This is a genomic window from Rhodococcus sp. 14-2470-1a (assembly GCF_002259425.1).
Taxonomy (GTDB): domain Bacteria; phylum Actinomycetota; class Actinomycetes; order Mycobacteriales; family Mycobacteriaceae; genus Rhodococcoides; species Rhodococcoides fascians_E.
This window is the reverse complement of record NZ_NPFZ01000010.1, coordinates 102,175-119,247: the sequence shown is the minus strand read 5'-3', so window position 1 is coordinate 119,247 and position 17,073 is coordinate 102,175. Positions and strand designations below refer to the sequence as shown.

14 protein-coding genes are annotated in these 17,073 nt (G+C 65.5%); 9 read left to right on the top strand and 5 right to left on the bottom strand.

Annotated elements, in window-relative coordinates:
• The first annotated feature begins 9 nt into the window (after positions 1-9).
• Both CH292_RS05285 and CH292_RS05280 read left to right on the top strand, forming a co-directional pair.
• On the top strand, positions 10-1,821 hold the full coding sequence (locus CH292_RS05285) for a dynamin family protein (RefSeq protein WP_373454670.1): 1,812 nt from the start codon (positions 10-12) through the stop codon (positions 1,819-1,821).
• Entirely contained in the window at positions 1,818-3,272 is a 1,455-nt protein-coding gene (locus tag CH292_RS05280; RefSeq protein ID WP_019663826.1) for a dynamin family protein, read from the top strand. Before CH292_RS05285 ends, CH292_RS05280 begins: the two co-directional genes overlap by 4 nt.
• On the opposite strand, the gene CH292_RS05275 is transcribed toward CH292_RS05280, so the two are convergent.
• From CH292_RS05275 to treS, 3 genes are read right to left on the bottom strand one after another with little or no spacing between them, the layout of a single operon-like run.
• The gene (locus CH292_RS05275; protein ID WP_094654151.1) at positions 3,262-4,212 is read right to left on the bottom strand and encodes an ABC transporter substrate-binding protein; all 951 of its coding nucleotides are present in this window, start codon (positions 4,210-4,212) and stop codon (positions 3,262-3,264) included. The two genes, CH292_RS05280 and CH292_RS05275, sit on opposite strands and share 11 nt — an antisense overlap.
• Positions 4,213-4,263: 51 nt before the next feature.
• Positions 4,264-4,854, bottom strand: coding sequence for a hypothetical protein (locus CH292_RS05270; RefSeq protein WP_094654150.1), 591 nt, complete (start codon positions 4,852-4,854; stop codon positions 4,264-4,266).
• 40 nt (positions 4,855-4,894) lie between these two features.
• Positions 4,895-7,075: a maltose alpha-D-glucosyltransferase gene (treS, locus tag CH292_RS05265; RefSeq protein WP_094654149.1), complete on the bottom strand. Its 2,181-nt coding sequence runs from the start codon at positions 7,073-7,075 to the stop codon at positions 4,895-4,897.
• Between the two features lie 229 nt (positions 7,076-7,304).
• Between treS and CH292_RS05260 the strand changes: the two genes are divergently transcribed.
• From CH292_RS05260 to CH292_RS05240, 5 genes are all read left to right on the top strand, one after another.
• Positions 7,305-7,805 carry a Pro-kumamolisin, activation domain family protein gene (locus tag CH292_RS05260; RefSeq protein ID WP_256977929.1) on the top strand — a complete coding sequence of 167 codons (501 nt, stop codon included), beginning with the start codon at positions 7,305-7,307 and terminating at the stop codon, positions 7,803-7,805.
• Positions 7,806-8,089: 284 nt separating this feature from the next.
• A complete protein-coding gene (gene dnaK, locus CH292_RS05255) occupies positions 8,090-9,934 on the top strand; it encodes a molecular chaperone DnaK (RefSeq protein ID WP_019663821.1) in 1,845 nt (614 codons plus the stop codon).
• Positions 9,931-10,584 (top strand): nucleotide exchange factor GrpE, encoded by a 654-nt coding sequence (grpE, locus tag CH292_RS05250; protein WP_020110770.1) that lies wholly within the window; start codon positions 9,931-9,933, stop codon positions 10,582-10,584. The genes dnaK and grpE overlap by 4 nt, the downstream gene beginning before the upstream one ends.
• Positions 10,585-10,615: 31 nt before the next feature.
• Positions 10,616-11,794 (top strand): molecular chaperone DnaJ, encoded by a 1,179-nt coding sequence (gene dnaJ / locus CH292_RS05245; RefSeq protein WP_019663819.1) that lies wholly within the window; start codon positions 10,616-10,618, stop codon positions 11,792-11,794.
• On the top strand, positions 11,794-12,294 hold the full coding sequence (locus CH292_RS05240; RefSeq protein ID WP_306436872.1) for a heat shock protein transcriptional repressor HspR: 501 nt from the start codon (positions 11,794-11,796) through the stop codon (positions 12,292-12,294). The genes dnaJ and CH292_RS05240 overlap by 1 nt, the downstream gene beginning before the upstream one ends.
• A gap of 193 nt (positions 12,295-12,487) precedes the next feature.
• Here the strand turns inward: CH292_RS05240 and CH292_RS05235 are convergent, their stop codons facing one another.
• A complete protein-coding gene (locus CH292_RS05235; protein WP_371828343.1) occupies positions 12,488-13,627 on the bottom strand; it encodes a nitric oxide synthase oxygenase in 1,140 nt (379 codons plus the stop codon).
• Between the two features lie 358 nt (positions 13,628-13,985).
• Between CH292_RS05235 and CH292_RS05230 the strand changes: the two genes are divergently transcribed.
• Complete coding sequence (locus CH292_RS05230) at positions 13,986-15,146, top strand: globin domain-containing protein (RefSeq protein ID WP_179277910.1); 1,161 nt, start codon at positions 13,986-13,988, stop codon at positions 15,144-15,146.
• A gap of 38 nt (positions 15,147-15,184) precedes the next feature.
• The gene (locus CH292_RS05225) at positions 15,185-15,931 is read left to right on the top strand and encodes an FAD-binding oxidoreductase (protein WP_094654147.1); all 747 of its coding nucleotides are present in this window, start codon (positions 15,185-15,187) and stop codon (positions 15,929-15,931) included.
• A 9-nt stretch (positions 15,932-15,940) separates the two neighbouring features.
• Here the strand turns inward: CH292_RS05225 and CH292_RS05220 are convergent, their stop codons facing one another.
• Positions 15,941-16,837 (bottom strand): glycosyltransferase family 2 protein, encoded by an 897-nt coding sequence (locus CH292_RS05220; protein WP_094654146.1) that lies wholly within the window; start codon positions 16,835-16,837, stop codon positions 15,941-15,943.
• Positions 16,838-17,073 lie beyond the last annotated feature (236 nt).

Here is a 17,073-nt window from a genome sequence, read left to right as displayed (position 1 = left end):
AAGAAGGCCATGGACGGGCAAGCGAAACAGCTGGCCGAGTTGCTCGATCGAACTGCGGCAGTGGCGCAGACGGTCGGTCGCTCCGATCTGGTGTCGAGGATGGAACTCGCGAAGGAACGGGTACTCGACCCCAGGAGACGCATCGTCGTCGTCGGCCCGTTGAAACAGGGAAAAAGCCAATTCGTCAACTCGCTGCTGAACCTGAACGTCTGTTCCGTCGGCGACGACGAGACGACGGCCATTCCGACCGTCGTGCAGAACTCCGAGCGTTCCTATGCCGAACTGGTGCTTGCCGATCCCGGTAACGACGCCGTGCGCGTCGAGGTTCCGCTGGACGAGCTGCAGAACATCACCCCGGCCAGCCCGCGAGCCGAGGGACGCGAAGTGCTCAGGCTCGAAGTGAACGTTCCGAGTCCCCTGCTCGCCGACGGATTGGTGCTGGTGGACACCCCCGGCGTCGGCGGTCACGGAAACCCGCATGCAGCAGGAACTCTCGGCCTCGTACCGTCCGCGGACGCAGTGCTCGTCGTGTCCGATGCCAGCCGCGAGTTCACCGAACCCGAAATTGCCTTCCTCCGTCAGGTTCTCGGCCTGTGCCCGTCGGTCGCAGTGCTGATCACCAAGACCGACCTGTACCCCCACTGGCGTTCGATCGTGGACGCCAACCGTGCACACCTGCAGCGCGAAGGCCTGGACGTGCCGATGATCTCGCTGTCCTCGCTGCTCCGCTCGCACGCACTGCGACTCAGCGACGAGGAACTGAACGTCGAATCCGGGTTCCCCGACCTCTACGCGTTCCTGCGGGACAACGTGGTCGCGCGCGCCGACGCCACCACCCGAACGGCGGTATCGCTCGACATCCGTTCCGTCGCAGAACACCTGACACTCGCCATGGGAAGCGAACTCGCCGCTCTTCGTGACCCGGAACGAGCCGCTGCAGCGGTGGCCGGTCTGCAACGAGCCAAAGCCGCCGCCGAGGACCTGCACAAGAAGACCTCCCAATGGCAACAGACCCTCGCCGACGGCATCGCCGACCTGGCGTCGGACATCGATCATGATCTTCGGGATCGGCTGCGCAGGGTGACCCGCGAAGCGGAGGAGACCGTGGACGAGGGCGATCCCGGCTCCGACTGGGCCGAGCTGGGGGATTGGCTGGAGGAGCAGATCGCGGCGTCGGTCGGCGACAATTTCGTGTGGGCGCACGAGCGCGCGCTGTGGTTGGCCGAGCTCGTTGCCGAGCACTTCGCTGCCGCAGGGGCGGTGGCGCTCCCCGATCTCGATCTCGGTGATCTCGACGACGTGCTCGATCCCGTTGCGTCGCTGGCAGATCTGGAGACGGGCAAGATCGGCATCACGCAGAAGGTGCTCGTCGGGATGCGCGGTTCCTACGGCGGTGTGCTGATGTTCGGCCTGATCACCACCTTCGTCGGCCTGAGTCTGCTCAACCCCATCTCGATCGGCGCGGGTGTCCTCCTCGGAACCAAGGCGTACAAGGAGGACAAGGAGAACCGCGTTCGGACCAGGCGCTCCGAGGCCAAGATGGCGATCAGGCGATTCACCGACGACGTGAGCTTCCAGGTGGGCAAGGAATCGAAGGATCGCCTTCGGCAGATCCAACGGGTTCTGCGCGATCACTTCACGTCGATCGCGGAGCAGACGCTGCGGTCACTGAACGATTCGTTGCGGGCAGCGCAGGAAGCCGCCAACGTCGAACAGGCAGAACGCGGCACGCGCACAGCACAGTTGGATCGCGAGATGAAAGTGGTCGCCGAGTTGAGCGAGCGGGCGGCTGCGTTGGTTCCGAGCGAGAAGTCGCTGTGACGACGCTGGCCGATGCTCGTGCTCTGATCACCGCGGCTCGAAGCGCGTACTCCATCGACACCTACGGTGCGGCGACGTTGACCGCATGCTTGGAGCGGTTGGATCAGCCGCTGCGGGTGGCGCTGGCGGGGTCACTGAAGGCGGGTAAATCCACTCTGCTCAATTCGCTTGTCGGCCAGGACATCGCGCCGACCGACGCGACCGAGTGCACCAAGGTCGTGACGTGGTACCGCAGCGGTGCGACCCCGAGCGTCACGGCCTGGTACGACGGCGACCGATCCGCTCACGTTCCGGTACAGCGTCGCAGTGGGCGTCTGACGTTCGATCTGGGTGACCTGACGGCGACTCAGGTCGACCGACTCGACGTCGAATGGCCCGCGCGGGCGTTGACGCACACCACCATCATCGATACCCCCGGTACCTCGTCCTTGTCTCGGGACGTGTCGGCGCGGACGCTGTCGATGCTGACGCCGGAGAACGCGTCGTCCGGGGCGGACGCCGTCGTGTATCTGCTGCGGACGCTCAACGCGACGGACGTGTCGTTTCTCGGTCAGATCGGCGCCCACGTCGGCGGCGAATCGGGGCCTCTCGGTGTCGTCGGTGTCGTGTCGCGTGCCGACGAGGTCGGTGCGGGCCGGATGGACGCGATGATGTCGGCCAAGGAAGTGGCGGCCAGGTTCGCCTCGGAACTGGAGGCGACCGGACTGTGCCAGGCCGTCGTGCCCGTCGCCGGCTTGCTCGCGTTGGCCGCGGAAACGTTGCGGCAGGCGGAGTTCGCCGCCTTCGAGGTCCTCGCCCAGGTGCCCGACGAGGACCTGCAGTTGGCGATGTTGTCCGCCGACAGGTTCTCACGGCCCGGGCTGTTGCCGGTCGACGCGGACCTGCGTGCGTCGATCGTCGACCGGTTCGGCCTCTTCGGAATCCGCATGGCCGTCACGCTCGTCAAGCTCGGTGTGCGGGATTCGCCCACGCTGGCAGCGGAACTCGTCGAACGCAGTGGGCTCGACGAGCTCAGATCCGTCATCGACGTTCAGTTCGGCCAGCGCGCGGATCAGCTGAAACTGCATTCGGCGTTGGTGACGTTGCAGCGGACGCTGGAGGCTCGGCCCATTGCCGAGTCTGCACAGTTCCGTGCCGAAGCCGGGCGAATGCTCGCCGACGTCCACGGTTTCCAGGAGCTGCGGTTGCTGGGCAAGATGCGCGGAACGACGCCCACGCTCCCGGAGGCCGAACTCGCCGAATTGCAGAGGCTCATAGGTGGATTCGGCATCGACTCCTGGGTGCGGCTCGGCCTCGATCCGGATTCCGGGCAGGCGGAACGCTACGACCGTGCGCGCGCCGCCGCCCAGAAGTGGCGCAGACTGGCCGACCATCCGCTTCTCGACCAGTTCACCGCGCGGGCGTGCGGAGTCGCCGCTCGTAGTGCGGAGGGTATCGCGGCTACGACGTAGGCGTGTACAGCTGTTCGGCCAGATCGAGGCTCCACAGCGCGGTGATCGGCCCGCCGTCGTTGGTGAACTTGTCGGTCCGCACGACTCGGTTCGACTGCACCGCAGGCAGGCCGGTCCACAGCGGATTGGCGTTCAGTGCACGCAACTCCTCCTCCGAGGTGATCGCAGCGACGAGCGCCTGCGCGTCGGAGATCTCCGACAGGTTCTCCGGTCCGAGATCCAGCTCGGGCGTCGCCCGGTCCCACGCGCTGCTGAAGTTGGCGCCGACGTCGATCAGGGCGGCGGCCGACACGCGCTCACGACCGATCGAGATTCCGCTGCCGTCGGATGTGGTGATCGGCAGAACCTCGGTGTTGGCGATGGCGTCGGCGTGGTCGGTCTTGATCTGCTCGACGCGGGCTTCGTACTCGTCGACGATCTCGGCCGCGCGGTCCTGCATGTTCAAGGCGTCGCCGATGGCGTCGACGTCCTGCTGCCAGGTGATGCCGGTGCCGTTCGAGCCGACGGGCAGCACCGGCGCGACGGCGCTGAGCTGGTCGTAGATCTCCTCGATCACTTCGTTGCGGCCGATGATGAGGTCGGGGTCGACCCGTGCGATGGCCTCCACGTCGATGATGTTGCGCGGGAACAGTTCGGGCACCCCGGCGTCGCGCAGGCTCTTCATCGGTTCGGTGAGCGGGCCGGGGATTTCCGGCGGCGCCTCGGTCTCGACGGGCATGCCGATCACCGGCAGATCGAACGCGATCGCGATGTCGAGGTCACGCCTGCCGTCGATGACGACGACGGACTCGATCGTGTTCGGAACGGCGACGGTGCCGAATTCGGTGACGACGTCGTGGGTGTCGGACGCGGATGTCGCCGACTCGTCGGTGGAACTACACGAGGCGGCCAGCACGATCAGCGCGAGTGCGGCGGAAGCGCGGAGGAGTGGTGTTTTCACCTGGCAAGTAAAGCAAGCCTAAACATGTATACAACAATCGGGCGGCGAAGATCACTTCCCGGAGAGGCCACTCCCCGCCGCCACCGCGGCGATGCCCGCACACCCCGCCCCGACGAGCGGAGCCCACCGAAGTGCGGCCGACTGAAGCGCGCCCGCCGCCACCGACCCGGCGTCGGACATGAAGGACCAGAACAGCACGAACGCGCCCGTCGCAGCCAACCCTGCCACGAGCAGTACGACGCCTGACAGGGAGCGGAGCCCGCTCAGTGCCCCATGGGATCGCGACCTTCCGGATGCCGCGAGGCTCAAACCGAGTGCCGCGACGATCAGCAGCACGGCGCCCACCCCAGCGCTCCCGAGCAACGTCACGGTCACCGTGTCCGAGATCTCCGACGCGGTGGCGCCGGAACCGTCGTCCGACACCGAGGTTTCGAGCGCAGAGCGCACCGCGTCGTAGTTCAGAGCAACGACGGCTGCCAGTGCCAGCGCGACGACGGTCACGGCGGCCCAAGCACCGAGGGCCATCCGGAAGGCAACGCTCGATCCCCTCGAGTCCTGGCGCGGCCGGAGCGGCTCGACGGCGAACTCGGGGCGCTCCGGCTGCGGGCGAAGTTCTCGGCGGGTGTTCTCCGGTTCGGTCACGGGTGAAGATCCTATCCGTCGACGTACCGGAGCTTCTGCACTAGCGCAGGATCACCGGGATTCCTTGGTACGGACCCAGTGTCAACGGGAAACTGTTCAACTCGTCGACGACGCCGATGTCCGAATCGTCGAACATGTCGTACACCCCGGCACCCGCGGTGAGATGCTTCGACTGAATTGTCGCGGCCACCTCGTCGGACGTGAAGTTGATGACGGTTGCCTGGATGGTGCCCTGACCCAGCTCGTGGACCAACACCAGCAGGCCCTTGTGCGACACCGTCGGCACGTCCAGCTGCTGGGCGGTGGCGATTCCGTACCTGTTGCGCAACTCGATGATTCGCGCGAGCCTGCGGGCGAAGGACGACGGGTCCTGCAGCTGCTCGGGTAGCGAACCGTAGAGGCTGCGGCCTCGGGGAATACCGGACTCGGAGCGCACCGCATCCGGGTAGCTGTCCATCAGGTCGTGCGCGCCACGGTTGATCCACCGCGTGTCGCCCTCACGGATGAGGTCGGCCACGTCGTCGGCGTCGATGGGCAGGATGCCCAGCAGATCCCAGCCGGACAGCGCGAACACGCCCGGCTGCAGCGCGTTGTACATCGCGAGCATCAAATGCGCCGTCTTCACCGTCTCGATGTCGGACTCGTCCATGCGATCGAGATCACGGATGCCGAGCGAGGCAGTGATGACACTGGCTGTGGTGCAGGCGATTCCGTTGGTGGTGAACGTGCGGTTGTACGGCGCCCAGCGGCCGGTCAGGCGATCGGTCAGTTCCGCGCGAATCTGATCACCGAGGTCGGACCCCTTCACCACTTCACCGCAGTACTCGAACTCGTCCTCGGCATGCAGTGTGGCGAAGTGGATGAGCTCGAAGGTCAGCTCGTCGTGATTCTGCAGTGCGTGCACCAGCGATGCCGGGTCGACGCCGTGATCGCGCGCCAACGTCATTGTCAGGCGCAGGAACTCGGTGTTTCCCATGACCAGAGCGTGGTGGTAGGCGGGCCGGTTGATGAAGTCGTACGACAGATCGGCGCCGTTGGTGCCCATGGCTTTGATGTCGTCGATCGTCAGATTCAGCTCCTGGAAGGTGAACCCTCCCATCTTGCGCACCACGCTGGCGATCAGGTGATTCGCGGCCTCGGACAGGGGATGCCCCTCGGACCAGCCTGGACCCTCGGCGCGGCGTTCGACGCCCAGGAATCCGTTGGCGTCCAACCGAAGTGCACCCGCACCGAGATCGGCGATCGAATGGCACGCATCGCCGATCACCAGGCGCATCCCCGCGAACGAGGGGTCCAGCCAGTTGATCGACGGTTGTCCCGCCTTGAAGTAGTGCAGATACACCCAGCGTCGCTCGACGCCGTCGACACCGACGACGGGAGCCGTTGCGCTCCAGTTGGTTTCCTTGACGCCCAACTCGTAGAAGATCACCCGCTGCAACTGGCCGATGATGTAGCCGGCGCGCGCGAGATTGGCCTCTGCCTCGGCATCGATGTTCTGCGAATCCGCCCCTGCGCGTACGCGGGGGAGCAGGTGCCAGTCCTGCGGCTCGATCTCGACCATGTGGTAGATGCCCGGATAGTCCGCGACGGCCATCTCGGCGAGCCGGAAATCCGCGCCCTTGCCGGTGTGGCCGGGCACGATGTCGTCGATGACGATCCCGTCGTACGCGGCCGCGACGACGCACAGGCGTCGGAACTCGTCCTCGGAGCCGAACGCCGGGTCGATCTGCATGCCGATGCGGTCGAAGTGGCCGTCGACCGACGGTGTCGGTCGCCATCCGTGAATACCACCCGCGACCTTGACCGGTCCGGTGTGGACTGCGGTGATCCCGATGTCGGAGAACGCCTGCCACAGGGCCTCGTCGCCGAGGGTGTTGAGAAAGCTGGTGCGCGGAGCGTTGATCACGGAGATCGGGTACGCGGTGAACCAGACGGGTGCGCGCTCGACGGCACCGCGCGGATTGGGGTCCGCATACGGGTTCTGCCACATGCTGCCTTTGCCGGAGAGCTGCTCGGCGATGAGCTTGGCGTCGCGCAGCATCGATTGCTCGGTGAGCCACTCGACGTATTCGGCATTGTCGGCCGAGGGCTCGCCGTCCTGGGGCGTGGAACCGTTTCGGTTCGCTCGACGTACGGAGGGGCGCAGCGGCTTGGGTCTGGCGGGATAGAACTTCTCGTCGTAGGTGATCTCGCTCGGTTCGTGCTGCACTTCGGGATCCATGTGCCTCCGTAGCCTCGCTTTCTTCCAAACCCTACGTACCCGGCGCTGCTTCTGCAGAGTTCCCCGCATGCCCTGAAAATTGGGGGTCGAAACCGAATTACATGCGTGTAAGCCGAGACAACCGGTGTATCGGACCGTGTCCGTATCGAGACTGCCTGGTATGGAAAGTCTGCTTGTAATAGGTAATAGTTGAACGCAACAACAGCCACTTCAGTCACAGGAGTCACACATGCGTCGCTTTGCCCGCACCACAGTCTTGGCCTCGACGGCCGTGTTCGCCGCCGCCGTCGGTGCGGTCGCCCTGGCGCCCGTCGCGTCGGCCGAGCCCGAGCCGACGGCCCCGGAATTCGGGTCCTCGGTCGCGGAATCGACCGACCTGGTCGTCACGCTCGGCACCACGTGCGTCGACAAGACCGCCGACAAGCCCGAGGACGGCAAGGTCGTCGCACTCGAGGTGACGGTGAAGAACGTCGGCGAGAGCGACGCCGCGAACGTCTCGGTGAACTACGGAGCTATCCCGGCCCCCGCCGGTGCCGTCACCGAGGACAAGATCGTCAAGGGCGAAGACGCCACCATCACCGTTCCCAGTGGGGACGCGGCGTGGGTCTCCCGTCCCGCCGGAGCCGTGGCCTTCTCGCCTCAGCTCGACGCCAACTACGTGGACAACGTCAAGGTCGAGTTCCTGACCCTGGATTGCTCCCCGGCCGAACCCGTCGAGGACGGCGAGTAGAAGCTCTGTTTCCAGCCCGCACACCGGAGGGCGCACCGACTACGCACGACGAACTACGCCGCGACGAGCATCTGCCGTCGCGGCGTAGTGCTGTCCCGCCACCCTCATGTAAGAGCGCGGAGCGCCCGGCCGGGAACAAATCTGCAACCGCCTCCGTTGGAGCTTTCGTAGCCTTGAGTGGATGGGGCTCAAGTCCGGTTTGACAGAAGTCGAAAACGTCTTGCAGACTTGAGTGCAGTTCGCTCAGCTAGGAACCAATCAAGCAACAAACAGGAGGAAACACTATGGCTCGTGCGGTCGGTATCGACCTCGGGACCACCAACTCGGTCGTGTCCGTCCTCGAGGGCGGCGAGCCGGTTGTGGTCGCCAACTCCGAGGGATCACGCACCACCCCGTCGATCGTCGCTTTCGCCAAGAACGGTGAAGTGCTCGTCGGCCAGCCCGCGAAGAACCAGGCGGTTACCAACGTCGACCGCACGATTCGTTCCGTCAAGCGCCACATCGGCACGGACTGGACCGTCTCGATCGACGACAAGAAGTACACCTCGCAGGAGATCTCCGCGCGCACGCTGCAGAAGCTGAAGCGCGACGCCGAGGCTTACCTGGGCGAGGAAATCACCGACGCGGTCATCACCGTTCCGGCGTACTTCGAGGACGCGCAGCGCCAGGCAACCAAGGAAGCCGGCCAGATCGCAGGCCTCAACGTTCTGCGCATCGTCAACGAGCCCACCGCGGCTGCGCTGGCATACGGCCTGGACAAGGGCGACAGCGAGCAGACCATTCTGGTCTTCGACCTCGGTGGCGGCACGTTCGACGTCTCCCTGCTGGAAATCGGCGACGGCGTCGTCGAGGTCCGTGCAACGTCCGGTGACAACCACCTCGGTGGCGACGACTGGGACGAGCGCATCGTGACCTGGCTCGTGGACAAGTTCAAGGCTCAGAACGGCATCGACCTGACCAAGGACAAGATGGCCCTGCAGCGTCTGCGTGAGGCTGCGGAGAAGGCGAAGATCGAACTGTCCTCCGGACAGAGCACCTCGATCAACCTCCCGTACATCACGGTCGACGGCGACAAGAACCCGCTGTTCCTCGACGAGCAGCTCAGCCGCTCCGAGTTCCAGAAGATCACCTCCGACCTGCTCGACCGCACCCGTGCGCCGTTCCAGGCAGTGGTCAAGGACTCCGGCATCGCCGTCAAGGACATCGACCACGTCGTGCTCGTCGGTGGTTCGACGCGTATGCCTGCCGTCTCCGAGCTGGTCAAGGAGCTCTCCGGTGGACGCGAGCCCAACAAGGGCGTCAACCCGGACGAGGTCGTGGCCGTCGGTGCTGCACTGCAGGCCGGTGTGCTCAAGGGTGAGGTCAAGGACGTTCTGCTCCTCGACGTCACGCCGCTGTCCCTCGGCATCGAGACCAAGGGTGGCGTGATGACCAAGCTCATCGAGCGCAACACCACCATCCCGACGAAGCGGTCCGAGACCTTCACCACCGCTGACGACAATCAGCCTTCGGTGCAGATCCAGGTCTTCCAGGGTGAGCGCGAGATCGCCTCGCACAACAAGCTCCTCGGCTCGTTCGAGTTGACCGAGCTGCCCCCGGCTCCTCGCGGCGTCCCGCAGATCGAGGTCACCTTCGACATCGACGCCAACGGCATCGTGCACGTCACGGCCAAGGACAAGGGCACCGGCAAGGAAAACACGATCAAGATCCAGGACGGCTCCGGTCTGTCCAAGGAAGAGATCGACCGCATGGTCGCCGACGCGGAAGCTCACGCCGACGAGGACAAGGCTCGTCGCGAAGAGGCCGAGGTCCGCAACCAGGCCGAGTCGCTCGTCCACCAGACGGAGAAGTTCGTCAAGGACAACGAGGACAAGGTCGACGCCGAGCTCAAGGGACGCGTCGAGACAGCCATCGAAGAGGCCAAGTCGGCTCTCGCAGGCAGCGACATCTCGGCAGTGAAGACCGCCGTGGAGAAGCTGTCGACCGAGTCGCAGGCTCTCGGCACCGCCATCTACGAGGCTCAGGCCAAGGAACAGGGCGGCGCAGAAGGGGGAGCTCAGGCTGCTGACGACGGTGTCGTCGACGCAGAAGTTGTCGACGAGCCGGCCGACGACGCGGAGAAGAAGTGAGCCCCCGCGACAGCGATCACGATCTGCAGCACACCGAGCAGGAACCGGTCACTTTCGTGGACAAGCGAAAGATCGATCCGCAGACCGGTGAGCCTCGGGAAGGTGACGCAGTACCGGAGCCCCTCGCGGGCACCGGCACTGCGCCCCAACCCGACTCGGTGGACGACGAGGGCATCGAAGCAGAGGTGGTCGTCGACCCGCGTGACACGCAGGTCTCCGAACTCACTGCGGATCTGCAGCGGGTGTCGGCGGAGTACGCCAACTATCGGCGTCGAACCGATCGGGAGAAGCAGACGGGAGCGGAGAACGCCAAGGCGTCCGTCGTGTCCCAGCTTCTTCCCGTCCTCGACGATCTCGAGCGTGCGCGTCAGCACGGCGATCTCGAGACCGGGCCGCTGAAGTCAGTGGCGGACAAGTTGGCGGGGGTGTTCGCCAACATCGGTCTGACCACGTTCGGCGCCGAGGGTGACGCGTTCGACCCGGCGGTCCACGAGGCCGTCTCGCACGAGGGCGACGGAAGCAATCCCGTCGTCGGGACCCTGATGCGTCCGGGCTACAAGCTCGGCGAGCGGGTTCTGCGGACAGCAATGGTCGGCGTCGTCGACGATGCTGGACAGCACTCGGATGCGCCTGCATCCGACGAGCAGTAAAAAGAGATAGCGCGGAAGGAGGAAACGCCCGGTGAGCCAGCGGGAGTGGATCGAGAAGGACTTCTACAAGGAGCTGGGCGTTTCCTCCAGCGCATCTGCAGAAGAGATCAAGAAGGCGTACCGCAAGTTGGCGCGGGACAATCACCCCGACGCCAACCCCGGCAACGCCAAAGCCGAGGAGAAGTTCAAGGCCGTCAGCGAGGCCAATGCGGTCCTGACGGACCCGGCGAAACGCAAGGAGTACGACGAGGCCAGGCGGCTGTTCGCGTCGGGCGGCTTCGGTCGCCAGGGCGGCGGCGGATTCAGTCCTGGTGCAGGCGGATTCGGCGGCGGCGGGCAAACGTTCGACGTCGGCGACATCTTCGGTCAAGGTGGTGGCGACGGCGGTATCGGCGACCTGTTCGGTGGCCTGTTCAACCGCGGCGGCACTCAGCAGCGCACCGCGAGCAGTCGTCCGCGACGCGGAAGCGACGTCGAGACCGAGACCACTCTCGGTTTCCGTGAAGCCACGCAGGGTGTGACGGTTCCGCTGCGTCTGACCAGTCCGTCGTCCTGCACCACGTGCCACGGCAGCGGTGCCAAGCCCGGGACCAGTCCGCGGGTGTGCCCCAAGTGCAACGGCGCGGGCGTGATCAACCGCAACCAGGGAGCGTTCGGGTTCAGCGAGCCGTGCGACGACTGCCGCGGGACCGGTTCGATCATCGACGACCCGTGCGCCGACTGCCGCGGAACGGGCGTGCAGAACCGCACCCGCACGATCACCGTGCGCGTGCCACCGGGCGTGTCCGACGGTCAGAAGATCCGTCTCGCCGGCCAAGGTGAAGCAGGACTCCGCGGAGCTCCGTCGGGTGACCTGTTCGTCACGGTGCGCGTGCGAGCGGACAAGGTGTTCGGACGCGACGGCGACAATCTGACGGTCACCGTCCCGGTCAGCTACGGCGAGTTGGTACTCGGAACCACGCTGTCGGTTCCCACGCTCGACGGCCGCGTCGGCGTGAAGGTGCCGCCGGGAACTGTCGACGGTCGGGTGCTGCGCGTCCGCGGACGAGGTGTTCCGAAGAAGACAGGTACTCCCGGTGACCTCATGGTCACGGTCAAGGTCGCTGTACCGCAGAAGCTCGACGACCCGGCCACCGAAGCATTGAACGCTTATCTGGAAGCCGAGAAGGCCAGCGGATTCGACCCGCGGGCCGGGTGGGCAGGTGCGTAATGACTGTTCCTACTGGCGGGGGTTCGGGCCAAGGTAATTCTGGTCGTTCCGCAGGCTCCACTCCCGGTAATTCTGGTCGTTCCGCAGGCTCCACTCCCGGTAATTCTGGTCGTTCCGCAGGCTCCACTCCCGGTGACCCCGACGCTCAGGTCTTCGTCATCTCCGTAGCTGCACAGCTTGCGGGAATGCACGCCCAGACGCTGCGCACCTACGACCGCCTGGGTCTGGTCACCCCGCACCGGACCACCGGCGGTGGGCGTCGGTACTCGCCCCGCGACGTCGCGTTGCTCCGCGAGGTGCAGAGGTTGTCGCAGGACGAAGGCGTCAACCTCGCCGGCATCAAGCGCATCATCGAGCTGACCAACCAAGTCGAAGCTCTGCAGGCGCGAGTGTCCGAGCTCGCCCAGGAACTCGCGAACGTCCACGCGAGCTACCGCCGCGACCTCGTACCGGTTCAGCGGAACGCTCTCGTCGTCTGGAAACCGCGCAACCAGCGCTGACAACCGACCCACGCTCGCCGACGCCTGTGCGTCGGCGAGCTTTTTCGTGCCCGGGCCCCGGCTGCCTCGGCACTCGGCCCCGGCTGCGCGGGTTTCAGTGGGCGCGCGTGCTGCACCAGGTGCTTGGGCTGGAACCCACGCGTTCACCCCCGGTTGGTGACCGAATGAGTCGTTCGGTCACTCGGTCTGGCATTCACCCGAACGGGCAACCCGACGCCCCGCGGGAGACGAAGTTGGGTCGGATGTCCATGTCGGGTGGATCGTAGAGCCGGTGGAAGGTCGGGGTGATGCCGGACGACATGGGCGGGTTGATCCACGACCAGTCCGTCGGGCAGGCGCGGCCGGCTCGGGCTTCGCGGTCGACGTGGTCGACGAACTGCTTGGCGACGGTGTGGTGATCCACCATGTAAGCGCCGGTTTCGCGAAAGCTGTGGATGACGGCTCGGTTGAGTTCCACCAGTGCGCGGTCTCGCCACAGTGTCCGTTCCGAGCTCATGTCGAGGCGCAGTTTCTTGGCGATGGTGGGGAGCATGTCGTAGCGGTCGGTGTCGCTGAAGTTGCGTGCGCCGACTTCGGTGTTGACGTACCAGCCGTTGAACGGTGCGCAGGGGTAGCGGACGCCGCCGATCTCGAGGTCCATGTTGGAGACGGCGGGTACGGCGTGCCATTTGAGCCCGAGCCCTGCGAACCAGCGGTAGTTGGGGTGGACGAGGTCGACTTCGAGTACGAGGTCGCGGGGGACGTCGAACCAGCGGATCGGCTCGTCGGGCGTGGAGATCATCAGTGGCAGTACGTCGAATGCGGTGCCCTCGCCGCGCCATCCGAGCCGCTGGGCCAGGGCGGTGAGTTCGAGGTGCGCGGGGTCGCCGGTGATCGTGCCGTCGTCGGCGCGGTAGCCGGCGTAGCGGATGAGTTGGGGGCTGATGATCCGGTATTCGCGGCCGTCGGGCAGGGGCGGCGGGCCGACGGTGACGATGGATTGCAGTGCGCCGCCGTTGGTGGCCACGCGGAGGTGCTCGAAGCAGGCGTCGGCGATGCCCTGTGCCGTGGTGGCGTGCCGTGCGTCGATCAGCTTCAGGGTGCGCCAGTGTTTCCGTCCGACGCACCGTGCGTGGTTTCGCCACGCCAGTTTGGCGCCGACGAGGATCTCCTCGGCGGATTGGACGTAGGTGCCCGTGGCGCGGAGCTCGGCGAGCGCCTGCGTCGCCCGAGACGCGGGTAGGTGTTGCAGTTCCGGTTGGTCGAAGAACTCGCGGCACTCGGTGAGGCGCGCGCTCAGGCCGGGATCGTCGATACGTGGCCCGACTTTTCGGCCGTTCGCTGGTTCCTTCACGTCCGCCCCGACAGCGACAGTCACGTTTTGCCTACCCCGTTTCGATCGGTCCCGCTGAATGTTCTCGATTCGACGCAACCGAATCCTAGGTCCTCGAACTGTCGGTGAAAAGGCCTGGAAATCGATGCGACTCAAGCGATTTCGACCTCTGGGTTGGTTATTGCCGAACATGGCAAGCTATTTCCCGGTTAACGCAGTCAAAGAAGGTCGAGTGAATCCGCTCGGTGGGTCATGTCCGAGTCACTGGGTTAGACTGCCTGGAAATCACGGCGGTCGAGAAACTAGTGCCGGCTGCCTTGGCGCACGTCCGGGTAGACGTCGGACGCCGACTTCTACGCGGTGAGGGGGCCTTCGAGAGATGGATGCTCGGGCGATTTCGCTTGTGAGAACCACGTTCAAAGCGGTCGCGGCCGTCGACGGTGGTCCGGAGAAGCTGACGCGTTCGTTCTATGCCATTCTGTTCGCTCGCAATCCCGAGGTGCGGGATTTCTTCCCCGCGTCGATGGAGTCCCAGCGGGACAAGTTGGTGACGGCGATCGCCTATGCCATCGATCAGCTCGAAGACCTCGACCGCCTGCTGCCGTTCCTGGCTCAGCTCGGCCGCGATCACCGCAAGTACGGGATCGTCGACGCGCACTACGCGGCCGTCGGAGATGCTCTGATCACGGCCCTGGAGCAGTTCGCGGGCAACGAGATCTGGACCGACGAGGTCGACGCCGCCTGGCACGAGGTCATCGCGGTGATGGCGGGCACGATGATGGAAGCGGCGGAGGCCGACGACGGACCGCCGGTGTGGCAGGGCACCGTCGTCGAGCATCTGCGTGTTCTCGACGACGTGTCGATCGTGCGGCTCATGCTCGACGAGCCTCTGGATTACAGTGCCGGACAGTACGTCAGTGTGTCGATTCCGAGCCGTCCGCGCATGTGGCGGTACCTGTCGCCGGCGATTCCCGCGAACGCAGCGGGCGAGATCGAATTCCACATCCGGCGCGTCACGGGCGGGTGGGTCAGCCCGGCGCTCGTGGGGAGCACCTCCGTCGGGGACCGATGGACCATCGGAGCGCCGCTCGGCAGCATGACGAGGCACACCGCGCCCGGTCGTGATCGTCTCCTCATCGCATCGGGCACGGGAATCGCGCCGTTGCGCGCGCAGCTCATGGAGATGGCCACCAAGGCCGACAACCCGTCCGTCCACGTCTTCTACAGCGGCCACTACCCGTGCGACCTCTACGATCTGCAGACTCTCCAGCAGATCGCAGCGATCAATCCGTGGCTGTCCGTCGTCGGGATCGTCGAGGAAGAGACCGATCCGTGGTGGTACGACGGACCGCAGTACCGGAACCAACTCGGCGGCTCGTCGCCGATCGTCGGGCAGGTCGGGAAGGTCGTCGCGGAGTTCGGATCATGGGACGGGCGCGACATTCAGATCGTCGGCTCACCCTCGATGATCAACACCACCAAATTCCGCTTGCAGGGCGCAGGAGTCGATCTCTCCCTCGTCCGCCACGACCCTTGGTGACCGGTCCTTGTTGCAGCCTTGCCGCATATTCTGGACACATGCAGACGTGGAATGCCGAGGTGGTGCAGTACCACCGCTTGCGCAATGACCTGGCCGTGGTTCGACTCGAAGGTGACGCAATACCTTTCGAGGCAGGTCAGTCGCTCGACGTCACTGTTCCGCAGAATGCGCGGCTGAGTCGTCGGTACTCGTCGGCGTTGCCGCCGTCGCTCGATGGAAAGTTGGAATTCCATGTCCGGGCCGTGCCGGCTGGGTGGGTCAGTGGATCGATCGTCAACGAGACGAGGCCGGGTGACGTGTGGAGGTTCTGCAATCCCGCGGGCAGTCTGAAGGTCGATTACTCCGGACGCGACGTCGTGATGATTGCAGGGGGCACCGGGCTCGCACCGCTGCGTGCGCTGATTCTGGATCTGACTCGGCGGGAGACACCGCCGAACGTGACGCTGTACGTCGGTGGACGGTCACCACGTGACCTCTACGCGGCCGACCTGCTGTGGATACTGGCGTCCGAATTGCCGTGGCTGACCGTCGTTCCCGTCGTGGACCAGTTGACGGATCCGTGGGCTCCCGACCGCTGGCACGACGCCATCGGAGCCGAGATCACGGGTGTCGCAGAGATGTTCGGCCCCGAGCACTGCTGGGAGGGCAGTCTGGCCGACGTCATGAGTGTTCAGCAGCCGTTCCTCGACTCCCAGGTACTGGTCTGCGGTTCACCCGGGATGGAAGCGGCCACGATCGCGGCGTTGATCGACAACGGGACCCCGGAGAGCGCCATCGTGCGGTGACGCCGTACGTCAGCCGACGTGCGGCGCGGTGTTCGTGCCGACCGGCAACACCCGCGGCGGCGCGGGCGAGAACAAGCGACGCACGGAGTACCGACCCTTGGCCGGGTCGTACGGCCGATACACGGCGAACACGAGAATGTGCCACCACCAGTGCAACCGGAGTGCCTTGCGTCGCTCGGGAGTCATGACCCCGTGCCGCTCGAACGTCCTGATACCGCATTCGATGTACTCACCGAATTTCGACGGCGGAGTGAGGGCGCGGCGGGGCGACACGTCGACATTCATGTCGGACAGCTGAGCCAGCTTGACGTCCACGGCGGTCAGGCACAGGGCCAGATCGAGATCTTCGTGAAGTTCGGCGTCGGTGCTGACCATCGGTTCGACGCGGTGCCACGCGGACTTGCGGATTGCCATGTTGGCGCCGTGCAGGTTGGTGACCAGGCGACCGCCTCCGATCGCGCCCTGCCTCAGGTGCCGACCGAACCACCACGCTTTGAGGCCACGGACCGGCGAATCGTACGGCTGATTGAGTCCGGTGACACCGCCGACGTGTGCTCCGTCCGCAGACAGGTAGTTCAGAACGGCCCGGGCCCATCCCGGTGTGACGCGGGTGTCGGCGTCGACGCGGCCCAGGACGTCGCCGCGGGCCGCGCGAAATCCGGCATTGCGTGCGTGCGCGACGCCGGGTGCGCGCTCCGGCAGGAGCGTGATCTTGGGGTGGGCGTCGGCGTAGGCCTCGACGACAGCGGCGGTGCGGTCGGTGGAGTTGTTGTCCACGACGATGATCTCGTGGATGTCGTCACCCTGCGCGACCAATGCGTCGAGGCAGGGGCCGATGTAGGCCTCTTCGTTGTGGGCCGGGATCACGACCGACAAGGTTTCGGCGGGGAGCGTGGGAGTCGACACACTGGGAGATTATCGGTGACGAGGTGTGGAGTCGAATCGAAAAGTATTGCGTATCAAAGTATTCGGGTGAATTCGCTGATACATGGGTGTTTTGTCGAGGTCGAGTCCGTTTTGTCCGCCGAGGGCGGTCGACCGGTCGGATCGACGGGATTGGACGGGGTGAAGTCATGCTCGATGACACGCTCATCGGCCCGGCAGCTAGGCTGGGCCGGACGTCGGTCCGACAGCATGTGACT